Below are 14,152 nucleotides of genomic sequence, written 5' to 3'. Positions count from 1 at the left end.
TGGCCGATCAGCTTTCCAGCCAGACGTCCCGCGCCCAGTGCCACACCGACTCCCAGGTTTCTTCGGCAATCAGTTCTTCTTCGGCCTGCCACAGCACCACGGTGCCGTCTTCTTCGACGCAGTAGTAGTCGTCGCCGTCCTGGCAAATTGGGATCAGGCTGCGATCCACGCCGGCATCCCAAGCGTTGGCGGCGACATCCGGCAAGTAGGTGTGCGATTGCGGGTCGGTGACAGTTACCGGTTCCAGGCTGCCGTAAACCACGTCGCTGACCGTCAGCAAAAACTCTCTGAAGACAAACGGAATGTCGATGAACAGCTGTTCTTCGATTTCGACCAGCAAGTCTTCGTCAGGCAACTCCAATGGAACCGGTACGGGTTCGTTGGCTTCGCGCAGTTGTTCGATGATTTCTTCCACGTCCGGGATCCTCTTGCTTGAATGGCGCGGTTTATATGGGCCGGTTTATACAGTAGCTCGCTATAGATGCAACCGCGAAATAGAAAAACCCCGGACAAGTCCGGGGTTTTCGTTACCGCATGCTTAAGGCAGAGGGTATCAGCCGTTCTGGCGGATACCAGCCACCAGCCAAGGCTGGTTGTCGCCCTGCGGACGTTCCATGTTCCAGCTTTCGCTGAACACTTCGCCCTGGTCGAAACGCGAAGTCTTCGACACGCCGCTGAAGGTCAGGGTGGCGATGGTCTTGTCCGCACGGTCATCCACGCCATCCAGTTGCACCTGGAGATTGTCGATGTAGGTCGACTGGAAAGCGTCGCCCAGATCCGCACGCTCACGCTTGAGGAATTCAAGCATTTGCGGGGTCACGAACTCGGCGATCTTGTCCATTTCGTTGGCGTCCCAGTGCTGCTGCAGCGACTGGAAGTGGCTACGGGCTGCTTCAAGGAAGTTCTGTTCGTTGAACCAGGCCGGTGCGTTGATTACCGGACGGGCGGCGGCAGGTGCAGCCGAACCACCGAAGATCGAACCCATGCCGGCAGGCTTTTGTTCGAACACTTCACGCTGCATTGGCGCGCCGGCCGGAGCCAGTTGCTCCTGCTGCTTGCGACGACGAGCGGCGATGAAGCGGAAGATCACGAACGCGATCACGGCCATGATCAGGATGTCGAATATCTGCATACCCTGGAAGCCGCCGCCCATGAACATGGAAGCGAGCAGACCACCGGCGGCGATGCCGGCCAGAGGGCCGAGCCATTTCGAAGCGCCGCCAGCCTTGGCAGCAGCGCCAGCGGCACCGGCAGCACCAGCGGTCGCTGCAGCGCCGCTCACGCCTGGGGAAGAAGGAGCCATCTGGCTGGTCTGGTGCGTCGGCGCAGCGCCGGCGCTTTTGCCACCACCAAAGCGCTTGGCGTTGGCGTCGAGGCTCATCGTCAGGCCGATGCACAACGCCATGGCGATGCTAAGAAAACGTTTCATAAAGGGAATTCCCGTTTGTGGAGACACGCGCGCCATGTTGCACAGCTGAACTGTTGCTGGCTAGCGAGAGAGTGTTTCGGGCTTTTGCCTGACAGGTTACGTTCAGCTTGGTCGCGGCAATAAGGCCATGTACTTTTGGCTGTAGGAAAAGTCGATAGGTTCAGAAAGAAATCGATCCCTGTGGGAGCGAGTAGGCTCGCTCCCACATTTGTTCTACGCGTGAACGTCAGATCGCTTCCAGCTTCGCGTAACCCAGCATCAGCCACTTGCTGCCTTCGCTGAAGTTCACCTGCACCCGAGCCTGGGCTCCGGCGCCTTCGAAGTTGAGGATCACGCCCTCGCCAAAGATCGAGTGACGCACCGCCTGACCCAGGCTGAAGCCGGTTTCCGGAATCTCGCTGCCACTGAACAGGTTGCTGCCGCTCATCGACTGGTTGCCGCCGAATGGTCGGCTGACGCTGTTCGACAGGCGCACTTCCTGAATCAGGCCTTTCGGCACTTCACGTACGAAACGCGAGACCTTGTTGTAGGTCTCGCTGCCGTACAGGCGTCGGGTTTCTGCATAGGTCATCACCAGATTCTGCATCGCCCGGGTGATGCCGACGTAGGCCAGGCGCCGTTCTTCTTCAAGACGCCCCGGCTCTTCCAGGCTCATCTTGTGCGGGAACAGGCCTTCTTCCATGCCCACCAGGAACACGTAAGGGAATTCCAGGCCTTTGGCGCTGTGCAGGGTCATCAGCTGAATGCTGTCTTCGTGTTCGTCGGCCTGAGTGTCGCCGGCCTCCAGCGAAGCGTGGCCGAGGAATGCCGCCAGTGGCGTCAGTTCTTCGTCTTCTTCGGTGTTCTCGAAGTTGCGTGCGGCGCTGACCAGTTCCTCAAGGTTTTCTACCCGAGCCTGGCCCTTCTCGCCTTTTTCCGCTTCGTGGTAGGCGATCAGGCCGGACTGCTCGATGACGGTTTGCGTCATCAAATGCAGCGGCATCTCCATGCACTTGGCCGCGAGGTTTTCGATCAGCTCGATAAACGCGCCGAGTGCACCGGCAGCGCGGCCGGTCAGGCCTTTATTGGCGACGAGTTGGCGCATGGCTTCCCACATCGATACATCGCTGTGGCGTGCATGCTCGCGAATGGCTTCGACGGTTTTCTCACCGATGCCGCGCGCCGGGACGTTGATCACCCGCTCCAGTGCCGCATCGTTGCCGCGACCTTCGAGCAAGCGCAGGTACGCCATGGCGTTCTTGATTTCCGCCCGCTCGAAGAAGCGCTGGCCGCCATAGATGCGGTACGGAATGCGCTCGCGCAGCAAGGCTTCTTCCAAAACGCGGGATTGGGCGTTGGAGCGGTACAGAATCGCGATATCGCTGCGAGCCAAGCCGGTTTTCAGCGCGCTTTCGATGGTTTCGACAACGTAGCGTGCTTCGTCGTGTTCGTTGAACGCGGCGTACAGGTTGATCGCCTCGCCGTCGCCGCCGTCGGTCCACAGCTCCTTGCCGAGACGGCCGGTGTTGTTGGCGATCAGGGCGTTGGCCGCTTTGAGGATGCCTGCGGTGGAGCGGTAGTTCTGCTCCAGACGGATGGTCTCGGCGTCCGGGAAGTCGGACGAATACTGATGAATGTTCTCGATTTTCGCGCCGCGCCAGCCGTAGATCGACTGGTCGTCGTCGCCGACCACCATCAGGCTGTCGCCGCCCTTGCCGAGCAAGCGCAACCAGGCGTACTGCACGGCGTTGGTGTCCTGGAACTCGTCTACCAGAATGTGCCGGAAGCGTTTCTGATAGTGCGCCAGCAGGCCCGGGTGATCACGCCACAAATCGAGAGCGCGCAGCAGCAGTTCTGAGAAGTCGATAACGCCCGCGCGCAGGCAAGCAGCCTCGTAAGCCTCATAAATGCCGCGCATGGTGGCCAGGTACAAGTCGCCGCTGGCCTGAATGTGTTGCGGACGCAGACCTTCGTCTTTCTGTCCGTTGATGAACCACTGGGCCTGACGGGCCGGCCAGCGTTGCTCGTCCAGGCCCAGTTCGCGGATCACCCGCTTGACCAGGCGTTGCTGGTCATCGCTGTCGAGAATCTGGAAAGTCTGGCTCAAGCCCGCTTCCTGCCAGTGCGCCCGCAACAAGCGGTGCGCCAGGCCGTGGAAGGTGCCGACCCACATGCCGGCCGGGTTGAGGCCCAGCAACTGCTCGATGCGGTGACGCATCTCGGCAGCAGCCTTGTTGGTGAAGGTCACCGACAAAATGGAGTGGGGCGAGGCGTTTTCGACCTGGATCAACCAGGCGATACGGTGCACCAGCACTCGGGTTTTACCGGAGCCAGCACCGGCCAGGACCAACTGACGGCCAACGGGGGCTGCTACGGCCTGGCGTTGGGCATCGTTGAGGGAGTTCAGCAGAAGGGAGAGATCATCGCGCATCGGGGCATTCTAGGGTGCGCCGCAGGCCCGGGCAAACCGAGCTTTGCATTAGCCGATGAAACTGCTGCCGATGACGACCGGTCGGTCACTGGCTACAAGCGTCAGCCCGTCTCGCTTTGCGGGTTTTGTCGGTGCCACGGGGGCGAAAAGTTTCGCTGAAATTATGATCCGGGGCAGTTTGGCAAAGGGGTTGGCTTGTGTATGCTCCGTTCACGTTTCGGGCGCACGCCCCCTTATAAGAACAAGAACGTTGCCCATGACCCTCAGCGCCGAACTGTCGGGCCCCTCTGTGGAACCCCGGGTTATCCGCAAGCACTATGCCGTCGAAATGGCAGTCGAGCGCACACGCCTGCTGTATCAGGGCTCCTTGTTGCCCACCCTTTTCATGTTGATCAATGGTCTGGTCTGCGCCGGTTTGCTCTGGAGCCCGCAGCGCTACTTCGTGGTCAGCGTCTGGCTGGTGTGGCTGTTGTCGCTGGTGGCGCTGCGGGTGATTCAGGTCGCGGCGTTCGACTCGGCGATCCCTGATCGTCAGGCCCAGCCGATCTGGTTCCGCATGTTTCTGATCGGTTCGACCATGACCGGGTTGACCCTGGCAGGAGCCGGCATCGCCCTCGTGCCCGCCGACAACTTTATGCAGCAGGCCTGGGTGTTCGGCCTGATCGGCGCGGCGACCCTGTCAGCCAGCGTCGCCTATGCGGTGAGCCTGCCGGCGTTTCTGTCCTTTACCTTACCGTGCCTGCTGCCGGCGATTGGCTTTCTGTTCTGGGGCGGTGATGACATGGCGCGGGGCTGGGGCTGGCTCGGGTTGATCCTGTTGGGCTCGCTGAGTGTGGTGGCGTGGCAGGTCAATCGGCTGATTGATCGTGGCTTGTTACGGCGCTTTCAGAATCAGCACCTGATCGAACACCTGCAACAGACGCAAGCTCGCAGCGAGCAGCTCAATCAGGAGCTGGCCAAGGAAATCGAACACCGTCGCTGTGCCGAGGGCAAATTGCGCGAAGCCCAGGTTGAGCTGGAAGACCGCGTTGCCCTGCGCAGCCGCGAACTGGACGCGGCCAATCAGGCCTTGAGCAAAAGCGAGGCGCGTCTGGCGCTGGCGTTGAAGGCCAGTGAGTTGGGCCTGTGGGACTGGAACCTGCAAACCGACGAAGTCCATCACACGCAGATTCAGGAGTTGGTCGGCCTTGCCCCGGGATACGTCACGGCCATCCTGCGCGACCTCAAGCCGCGGCTGCACCCGGAAGACCTGCCGTCGCTCAAGCACGCGCTGATAGAGCATTTGAAGGGCCGCACCGAGGACTATCAGATCGAATACCGCGTGCGTCACGGCGATGGCCATTGGGTGTGGATAGAAGACCGTGGCCGCGCCGTGGAGCGCAGCGACAGCGGGCGGGTGATCCGCATGCTCGGCACGCGGCGCGACATCAGCGCCAGCAAGCATCTGGAAGAGCAGCAGCGATTGGCGGCAACGGTGTTTGAAGCTGCCAGCGAAGGCATCGTGATTCTCGACCCGAACTACGCATTGATCGCGATCAACCAGGCCTTCAGCCGCGTGACGGGTTATGACATCGACGACATGCTCGGGCGCAACGTCGTCGAGCTGCCGTGCAGTCGCGATGCCCGCCGCCATTACGTCGCGATCCGTCATGCGCTGGAGCAGCACGGCAGTTGGCAGGGCGAACTGGTGGAAACCCGCAAGAACGGTGAGCTGTATCCGCAGTGGCTGCAACTCAACGCGGTGCGCGATAGTCGGGGAAATGTCAGCCATATCGTCGGCTTCTTCGCCGATCTGTCGGCGCGACGCGAATCCGAAGAGCGCATGCGTTATCTGACCCATTACGACGAACTGACCGGGCTGGCGAACCGCTCACTGTTCCGCGAACGCCTGCACGAGGCGCATCAACGGGTGCGGCAGGGCGGGCGGCGCAGCCTGGCGTTGCTGCACATCAATCTCGATCGCTTCAAACTGCTTAACGACAGCCTCGGCCATGAAGTCGCTGACCAGTTGTTGCAGAAAATGGCCCGGCGGCTGGTCAACGCCTTACCGGAAGCCGACACCATCGCCCGACTGTCCGGTGATGAATTTGCGGTGTTGTTCGATGCTTACGGCAACCTGTCGAGTCTGGCGCGCGTCGCCACACGACTGTCGACCAAGCTGCGTCTGCCGCTGACGGTCGAAGGGCATGAGTTAGTGGTCAGCGCCTCGATGGGCATCAGCATGTTGCCGGACAACGCCCGGGAGATTTCCGCGCTGGTCAGTCAATCGAACATGGCCATGCAACATGCCAAACACTTGGGCGGCAACAACTTCCAGTTCTACACCGAGAGCTTGCAGGCCAGCACGCTTGAGCGTTTGCAGCTGGAAAACCAGTTGCGCAAAGCCATCGATGACAAGCAGTTGAAGGTGTTTTATCAGCCGAAGCTGTGCCTGGAAACCGGGCGCCTGAATGCGGCGGAGGCGTTGGTGCGCTGGGATCATCCAACGATGGGCCGAGTGCCGCCGGGAGATTTCATCGGGCTGGCCGAGGAAACCGGTCTGATCGGCCCGATCGGCGAATTCGTACTGCGTCAGGCCTGCTGGCAGGCCTGCGAATGGCAGCGTCAGGGGCTGGCGCCGATCCGTGTTTCGGTGAACCTGTCGGTGCATCAGTTGCGCCAAGGCAAACTGGTCAGTCTGGTGCGCCAGGTGCTGGAGGAAACCGGCCTGGCGCCGCACTACCTTGAGCTGGAACTGACCGAAAGCCAGTTGCTCGACAGTGTTGAGCACATCATCGCGACCTTCCAGCAACTGCGCGATCTGGGCGTGAAGCTTGCCATCGACGATTTTGGCACCGGCTATTCGTCATTGAGTTATCTCAAGCGGATTCCGGTGGATTACGTGAAGATCGATCAGGCGTTCATTCGCGGTTTGGGCGAGGGCAGTGAAGATGCGGCGATCACCCGCGCGATCATTGCCATGGCCCATGGACTGTCGCTGAAAGTGGTGGCCGAAGGCGTCGAACGGCAAGAGCAGCTGGAATTTTTGCGCGCAGAGCGATGCGATGAAGTGCAGGGCTATCTGATCAGTCGACCGGTGGAGGCTGCCGGTCTGGCCGGGCTTTTGCGCGAACAGGGAAATCCGCTTTAAGGGCTACATGCACCCCATCGCGCCTGATATGGGGACATGGAGTTACGCATTGAGCAGGCAAAAAGCCAATTCATGTAGTATAACTACAAGCTTGCTACATCCCCGACCATAACAAGAGTCCAGCCCCTTGAATCTGCTGCAACACATCGCCCAGTCACGTCACCTGTTACGCAAGTCGGAGCTCAAGGTCGCCGACCACGTGCTGCTTGACCCTGCGGCAGTGATGCACAGTTCCATGGCTGACCTGGCGCACAGCGTCGGCATCAGTGAGCCGACCATCGTGCGCTTCTGTCGCGCCATCGGTTGTTCCGGTTTTCAGGATCTGAAACTGAAACTCGCGCAGAGCCTGGCCGCCGGTGCCAGTTTTGGCCAGTTCGCGATCCATGAAGACGACTCGGTCGCCGATTACAGCCTGAAAATTTTCGACACTACGTTGCACACCCTGATGGAGGTTCGCGAGAAGCTCGATCCGGTGGAGTTGCAGCGCGCGGTGACGCTGATGTCCCAGGCGCAGCGTGTCGAGTTCTACGGCTTCGGCGCGTCGGGCGCGGTGGCGGCGGATGCCCAGCACAAGTTCTTCCGTTTGCTGCTGACCGCAGCGGCGTATTCCGATCCGCACATGCAGGCGATGTCGGCAGTGACGCTGAAACCGACCGACGTGGCGATCTGCATTTCCCAGTCCGGGCGTTCGAAAGATCTGCTGATCACCGCCAATCTGGTGCGTGAGAGCGGTGCATCGCTGATCACCCTGTGCCCGAGCCAGACGCCGTTGGCGGAACTGTCGACGGTCAACCTCGCCATCGATGTACACGAAGACACGGAAATCTATACGCCGCTGACGTCGCGCATTGCGCATCTGGTGGTGATTGACGTGCTGGCGATGGGCGTGGCGATGGCGCGCGGGCCGAGTCTGGTCAACCATCTCAAGAGCGTGAAGCGCAGTTTGCGCAGCTTGCGGTTGTCGCCCAAAGCCGTAAAAGCCCTCGACGACTAAGATCAAAAGATCGCAGCCTTCGGCAGCTCCTACAGAGATCGGTGTAGGAGCTGCCGAAGGCTGCGATCTTTTGCTTTTCGATGGAAATTTTCATCGGACTGTCATCCCCTCGCCGCCAAACCGTCATCCCCCACGCCTATCGTGAAACTCCCGTAAACGCCTTGGGAGACTCGAAATGGCTCAGCCTTACGAAGAACGCAACAGCGCCGCGAAAACCCGTCGTCAGCAGGAAGACCAGCGCCGCATGGAGTTTCGCCGCGCGATCGAAGATCGCTTCGAACTCCGTCAGCTTCAGGCCGAAATCGGCGATTTTCCCGAGATCAATCACTGGCAGGCAGCACCGGCAGCTTCCCGTCGAAGCGCTCAACCAGCGCACTGATCTGCACGCGCTCGCTGCGGATAAACGCCAGGAAGGCGTGCGCCACCGGTGACAGTCGTTTCGCTTTGGCTTGCACCAGGCACCAGCTACGGAACAGCGGCAACTCTTCGACCGGTAACTCGACCAGGCCGCCGGTCGCCAGCTCCAGGTTCAGGGCGTGGCGCGTCAACAGCGCCAGGCCCAGACCCGCCACCACGCATTCGCGCTGAGCTTCGGCCGAGGCCACTTCCTGGGTCTGGGTGAAGTGCACGCGTTTCTCTTTGAAGTATTCCTCGCAGGCCAGTCGCGTGCCTGAACCGGGTTCGCGGATCAGTAACGTATACGGTTCAAGATCCTGCAAGCGCAGCGGCCCCATATGCGCCAACGGATGATCCGGGCGCGCCGTGGCCACGATGGGGTTGTTCAAGAACGGCAGAAATTCCAGGCCCATGTCCTGCGGCACCATCGACATGATCACCAGATCGTCACGGTTGTCCGAGAGACGCCGGATCACCTGGCCGCGGTTGACCACAGTCAGTTGCAGATTGACTTCCGGATGTTGGCGCTTGAACGCCGCGAACAGGTGCGGCACGAAATACTTGGCGCTCGATTCCACCGCCAGTTTCAGTTGGCCCTGCAGCGATCCCTGCATGTCCGACAGCTGCATATCGAGGTTTTCCAAGCGCCCGAAAATGTCGCGGCTGGCACGTTGAAGGGCTTCGGCAGCTTCGGTCATGTAGAGTTTTTTGCCGACGTAATCGAACAATGGCTGCCCGATCAGCTCTTCCAACTGACGAATCTGTAGGCTGACGGCCGGTTGTGTGAGAGACATTTCATCGGCTGCGCGGCTATAAGAACGTAAATCGCAAACCTCGTTGAAGATCTGCAACTGACGCAATGTCATACGCATCAAGGACTTACGCATTTTCTACAAGCTCTGAACGCTAGATGATGTGCTGACTATAAGTCTTTACTTATGGCTAACCCAATTTTTATTCATTTTTGTTAATCCCTTGTGGGCGCTAGTGTGGGGTCGCGACTAAATTGAAACATTTGGTCACGCGTCGACCTGGGTCTAGCAGGTCGTGGTGCCACCGGCTCAAGGGAACCTCCAAGTGATAACAAAGATCCTGATCGCCAACCGTGGTGAGATTGCCGTACGAATCGTGCGAGCCTGCGCCGAAATGGGCATTCGCTCGGTTGCGATTTTTTCCGACGCCGACCGGCATGCGTTGCATGTGAAGCGTGCGGACGAGGCCCACAGCATCGGTGCCGAGCCACTGGCCGGCTACCTCAACCCGCGCAAGCTGGTGAACCTGGCCGTGGAAACCGGCTGTGATGCACTGCACCCCGGTTATGGTTTCCTCTCGGAAAACGCCGAACTGGCCGACATCTGCGCCGAACGCGGAATCAAATTCATTGGCCCGTCGGCAGAAGTCATTCGCCGCATGGGCGACAAGACCGAAGCGCGCCGCAGCATGATCAAGGCCGGCGTGCCGGTCACGCCGGGCACTGAAGGCAACGTCGCAGGCATCGAAGAAGCGCTGATCGAGGGTGACCGCATCGGTTACCCGGTGATGCTCAAAGCCACTTCCGGTGGTGGCGGTCGCGGTATCCGTCGCTGCAACAGCCGCGAAGAGCTCGAACAGAATTTCCCTCGCGTAATCTCTGAGGCCACCAAGGCCTTCGGCTCGGCGGAAGTGTTCCTCGAAAAATGCATCGTCAATCCCAAGCACATCGAAGCGCAGATCCTCGGCGACAGCTTTGGCAACGTCGTGCACCTGTTTGAGCGTGACTGCTCGATCCAGCGTCGCAACCAGAAGCTGATCGAAATCGCGCCGAGCCCGCAACTGACCCCGGAACAGCGCGCCTACATCGGCGACCTGTCGGTGCGTGCGGCCAAGGCTGTCGGTTACGAGAACGCCGGCACCGTGGAGTTCCTGCTCGCCGAGGGCGAGGTGTACTTCATGGAGATGAACACCCGGGTGCAGGTGGAACACACCATCACTGAAGAAATCACCGGGATCGATATCGTCCGCGAACAGATTCGCATCGCCTCCGGCCTGCCGCTGTCGGTGAAGCAGGAAGACATCCAGCACCGTGGTTTCGCGTTGCAGTTCCGCATCAACGCCGAAGACCCGAAAAACAACTTCCTGCCGAGCTTCGGCAAGATCACCCGTTACTACGCCCCCGGTGGCCCGGGCGTGCGAACTGACACGGCGATCTACACCGGTTACACCATCCCGCCGTTCTACGACTCGATGTGCCTGAAACTGGTGGTCTGGGCGCTGACTTGGGAAGAGGCCATGGATCGCGGCCTGCGCGCCCTCGACGACATGCGTCTGCAAGGCGTGAAGACCACCGCCGCGTACTACCAGGAAATCCTGCGCAACCCGGAATTCCGTAGCGGCCAGTTCAATACCAGTTTCGTTGAAAGCCACCCTGAACTGACCAACTACTCGATCAAGCGCAAACCCGAAGAGCTGGCCTTGGCCATCGCCGCCGCCATCGCCGCCCACGCAGGCCTGTGAGGAATAGAACAATGACTAAAAAGATTTTTGTAACCGACACCATCCTGCGCGACGCTCACCAATCGCTGCTCGCCACCCGCATGCGCACCGAAGACATGCTGCCGATCTGCGACAAGCTCGACAAAGTCGGCTACTGGTCGCTGGAATGCTGGGGCGGCGCGACGTTCGACGCCTGCGTACGTTTCCTGAAAGAAGACCCGTGGGAACGTCTGCGCCAACTGCGCGCCGCGTTGCCTAACACGCGTCTGCAAATGCTCCTGCGTGGCCAGAACCTGCTGGGCTACCGCCACTACAGCGACGATGTGGTCAGAGCCTTCGTCGCTAAAGCCGCTGTTAATGGCATCGACGTGTTCCGCATCTTCGACGCCATGAACGACGTGCGTAACCTGCGCGTGGCCATCGAAGCGGTGAAAGCGGCGGGCAAACACGCCCAAGGCACCATCGCCTACACCACCAGCCCGGTGCACACCATCGACGCCTTCGTGGCGCAAGCCAAACAAATGGAAGCCATGGGTTGCGACTCGGTGGCGATCAAGGACATGGCCGGCCTGTTGACCCCGTACGCCACTGGCGAACTGGTCCGGGCGCTGAAAGCCGAGCAGTCGCTGCCGGTGTTCATCCACTCCCACGACACCGCCGGTCTGGCGACCATGTGTCAGCTCAAGGCCATCGAAAACGGCGCCGACCACATCGACACCGCGATCTCCAGCTTCGCCTCGGGCACCAGCCACCCGGGCACCGAATCGATGGTCGCCGCCCTTAAAGGCACCGAGTACGACACCGGTCTGAACCTGGAGCTGCTGCAAGAAATTGGCCTGTACTTCTACGCCGTGCGTAAGAAGTACCACCAGTTTGAAAGCGAATTCACCGCCGTCGATACCCGTGTGCAAGTCAACCAGGTGCCGGGCGGGATGATCTCCAACCTCGCCAACCAGTTGAAAGAGCAGGGCGCGCTGAACCGCATGGCCGAAGTGCTGGCGGAAATCCCGCGAGTACGTGAAGACCTCGGTTTCCCGCCGCTGGTGACCCCGACCTCGCAGATCGTTGGTACTCAGGCGTTCTTCAACGTCCTGGCCGGCGAGCGCTACAAGACCATCACCAACGAAGTGAAGCTCTACCTGCAAGGTGGTTACGGCAAGGCACCGGGCGTGGTCGACGAGAAGCTGCGTCGTCAGGCCATCGGCAGCGAAGAAGTCATCGACGTGCGCCCGGCCGATCTGCTCAAGCCGGAAATGACCAAGTTGCGTGCCGACATCGGCGCACTGGCCAAGTCCGAAGAAGACGTGCTGACCTTCGCCATGTTCCCGGACATCGGCCGCAAGTTCCTTGAAGAGCGTGCCGCCGGCACCCTCACGCCGGAAGTGCTGCTGCCGATTCCAGAGCCAGGCAGTGTCGCGTCGGCGGGCGGTGCGGGTGTGCCAACCGAGTTCGTCATCGACGTTCATGGCGAAACCTACCGCGTTGATATCACCGGTGTTGGCGTGAAGGCTGAAGGCAAGCGTCACTTCTACCTGTCCATCGACGGCATGCCGGAAGAAGTGGTGTTCGAACCGCTCAACGAATTCGTCAGCGGTGGCAGCAGCAAGCGCAAGCAGGCCTCTGCACCGGGCCACGTCAGCACCACCATGCCGGGCAACATCGTCGATGTGCTGGTCAAGGAAGGCGACACCGTCAAGGCTGGCCAGGCTGTGCTGATCACTGAAGCCATGAAGATGGAAACCGAAGTGCAGGCGGCCATCGCCGGTAAGGTCACCGCCATTCATGTCGCCAAGGGCGACCGGGTGAATCCGGGCGAAATCCTGATCGAGATCGAAGGCTGAGATAACGGCCGCGATCCAACGCTTTAAACCTCGGGGGGGCATGTGCTCCCCTTTTTTTCGCCTGAAATTACTGACTCACACAAATCCCCTGTGGGGGCGAGCAAGCTCGCTCCCACAGGGACAGTGTTCAGACCATCAGAACGCCATTCGCCACTGGCCCATCACACCCTGATTGCGGCTCTCGGTACCGTACTCACCGGTGACACCCACGCCCAATGTGTGGTTGGCCGACAGTCCGAGATCGAGACCGGCGTCGATGCCCAGGCTGTTGCGATCCAGCGCGGCACCGGCCACTTCGAAGCGCTTGCCACCCTTGACCAGTTGCTGGCGAGTATCGCTGTCGAGCTCGCCGAAGGTGTGTTTCCAGCCGGCACTGAATCGAGGTGTCAGGCTCATGCCGTTATCCAGGCGATTGAGTTTTGCCGTGCGCAGGCCAAAGGTACTGCTGAGGTTATCGCGGGTTTGCCCAGAAACTTTCAGCGCTGCATCGCCGCCTTTTTCGCTGTAGCTGTCACGTTGATAACGTTGATAGCCAAGGCTGGCGAATGGCTCAAGCGTGACGTTGTTACGACCGAGGTTGAAGCCCAGTTCGGCAAAGGCTTGCTGGGTGTTGGCGTCGTAATTGCCTTTGAGGCGATCGCTGAATCCATTGAACGCCACCCGACGTTTGCTGCTGCCGTCATGGCTGGCATAGGTGGCACCGAGGCGCAGCGCCAGCGGCCCGTCCTGACGTACGGCGTAGGCGCCGAGGTGCCAGCTGTCGAGGTCGCCATCGTACTGGCGAGCGTCGAGTCTGGTCTGGGATTTGCCACCCAGCAGACCGACATGCCATTGCTCATCGAGCCGCCAGTCAGCGCCCACGACCAGACCCTGGGTGGCGTGTTTGAGGGTGCTGTCAGCTTCACGATCAACCTTGCCGCCATGACCCAGCGCCTGAACCCAGACGCGCCCGGATTCTGCGCTCCCGGCAGCCTGTCGAGGTGAACTGCCAGAGCCAGACGCAGCGCCCGAGCGGCTATCCAATTGGCGCATGGCGGAAAGCATGCTCGCGGTTATAGGCGTGATGCTGCTCAGTGTGGCTTTGGCGAGGTTGGCGTTGCTGCCGGCGGCGAGTTGTTCGAGGGCCATACCAGCCTTCTGTTCATCGGTGTTGAGCAGGGCCGAGACAGCGCTATTCGACGGTGCGGCAGGGCTGATAGCGTTCGCCGGTTGCTCGGATGCCTCAGGTTGTTGGGGTTTTTCAAGTGGAGAGGGGGGTTCTTCAATGCTGAGTTCGAGCGCCCGAGCATTCGGGCTGGATGCCAAAGGCGCGACCGTCGCGTCCCTGTCGGGCGCCAGCCCACCTCTGGTGTCGGGAGAGGTATCACTCAGCAACTCCGTGGACGGCACATGACCCGGCGGTTGAGTGGATTGCCGCCCAGGGCTCTGATCAATCCCTTTATCAAGGGTGGAGAGACTGCCTGAATCAACTGGCGCTTTG

At 60.5% G+C, this 14,152-nt stretch carries 9 protein-coding genes and 1 pseudogene; 5 read left to right on the top strand and 5 right to left on the bottom strand.

Annotated features, from left to right (window positions below; genetic code table 11):
• Positions 1-7: 7 nt before the first annotated feature.
• The 3 genes from ACA074_RS28055 to uvrD all read right to left on the bottom strand — a co-directional run bounded on the left by ACA074_RS28055 (position 8) and on the right by uvrD (position 3,839).
• The gene (locus ACA074_RS28055) at positions 8-415 is read right to left on the bottom strand and encodes an SMI1/KNR4 family protein (RefSeq protein ID WP_003187120.1); all 408 of its coding nucleotides are present in this window, start codon (positions 413-415) and stop codon (positions 8-10) included.
• A gap of 138 nt (positions 416-553) precedes the next feature.
• Positions 554-1,429, bottom strand: coding sequence for a Tim44 domain-containing protein (locus ACA074_RS28050; RefSeq protein WP_497678175.1), 876 nt, complete (start codon positions 1,427-1,429; stop codon positions 554-556).
• A 226-nt stretch (positions 1,430-1,655) separates the two neighbouring features.
• Positions 1,656-3,839: a DNA helicase II gene (uvrD, locus tag ACA074_RS28045; protein ID WP_187677183.1), complete on the bottom strand. Its 2,184-nt coding sequence runs from the start codon at positions 3,837-3,839 to the stop codon at positions 1,656-1,658.
• Positions 3,840-4,095: 256 nt separating this feature from the next.
• Here uvrD and ACA074_RS28040 point away from each other — a divergent pair, with 256 nt between their 5' ends.
• From ACA074_RS28040 to ACA074_RS28030, 3 genes are all read left to right on the top strand, one after another.
• Positions 4,096-6,969: a putative bifunctional diguanylate cyclase/phosphodiesterase gene (locus ACA074_RS28040; RefSeq protein WP_497678174.1), complete on the top strand. Its 2,874-nt coding sequence runs from the start codon at positions 4,096-4,098 to the stop codon at positions 6,967-6,969.
• Between the two features lie 127 nt (positions 6,970-7,096).
• Positions 7,097-7,963, top strand: coding sequence for a transcriptional regulator HexR (gene hexR / locus ACA074_RS28035; RefSeq protein ID WP_007962240.1), 867 nt, complete (start codon positions 7,097-7,099; stop codon positions 7,961-7,963).
• A gap of 175 nt (positions 7,964-8,138) precedes the next feature.
• Positions 8,139-8,342: a PA3496 family putative envelope integrity protein gene (locus ACA074_RS28030; RefSeq protein WP_187677181.1), complete on the top strand. Its 204-nt coding sequence runs from the start codon at positions 8,139-8,141 to the stop codon at positions 8,340-8,342.
• On the opposite strand, the gene ACA074_RS28025 is transcribed toward ACA074_RS28030, so the two are convergent.
• A complete protein-coding gene (locus tag ACA074_RS28025) occupies positions 8,284-9,246 on the bottom strand; it encodes a LysR family transcriptional regulator (protein ID WP_187677180.1) in 963 nt (320 codons plus the stop codon). The two genes, ACA074_RS28030 and ACA074_RS28025, sit on opposite strands and share 59 nt — an antisense overlap.
• Before the next feature lie 190 nt (positions 9,247-9,436).
• On the opposite strand from ACA074_RS28025, the gene ACA074_RS28020 reads away from it, so the two are divergent.
• A complete protein-coding gene (locus tag ACA074_RS28020) occupies positions 9,437-10,852 on the top strand; it encodes an acetyl-CoA carboxylase biotin carboxylase subunit (RefSeq protein WP_187677179.1) in 1,416 nt (471 codons plus the stop codon).
• Between the two features lie 11 nt (positions 10,853-10,863).
• Positions 10,864-12,672 (top strand): sodium-extruding oxaloacetate decarboxylase subunit alpha, encoded by a 1,809-nt coding sequence (oadA, locus tag ACA074_RS28015; protein ID WP_187677178.1) that lies wholly within the window; start codon positions 10,864-10,866, stop codon positions 12,670-12,672.
• A 135-nt stretch (positions 12,673-12,807) separates the two neighbouring features.
• Here oadA and ACA074_RS28010 read toward each other — a convergent pair.
• Positions 12,808-13,977, bottom strand: a pseudogene (locus ACA074_RS28010) (autotransporter outer membrane beta-barrel domain-containing protein); the annotation flags it as partial.
• Positions 13,978-14,152 lie beyond the last annotated feature (175 nt).

Source organism: Pseudomonas sp. LBUM1655 (assembly GCF_059716085.1).
The sequence above is the reverse complement of the archived record's forward strand: the minus strand, read 5'-3'. Positions and strand labels throughout refer to the sequence as shown.

Coding starts and splice junctions, on each gene's coding strand:
- ACA074_RS28050 (WP_497678175.1), bottom strand. CDS start 1,429: ATGAAACGTTTTCTTAGCATCGCCATGGCGTTGTGCATCGGCCTGACG.
- uvrD (WP_187677183.1), bottom strand. CDS start 3,839: ATGCGCGATGATCTCTCCCTTCTGCTGAACTCCCTCAACGATGCCCAA.
- ACA074_RS28040 (WP_497678174.1), top strand. CDS start 4,096: ATGACCCTCAGCGCCGAACTGTCGGGCCCCTCTGTGGAACCCCGGGTT.
- ACA074_RS28030 (WP_187677181.1), top strand. CDS start 8,139: ATGGCTCAGCCTTACGAAGAACGCAACAGCGCCGCGAAAACCCGTCGT.
- ACA074_RS28025 (WP_187677180.1), bottom strand. CDS start 9,246: ATGCGTAAGTCCTTGATGCGTATGACATTGCGTCAGTTGCAGATCTTC.
- oadA (WP_187677178.1), top strand. CDS start 10,864: ATGACTAAAAAGATTTTTGTAACCGACACCATCCTGCGCGACGCTCAC.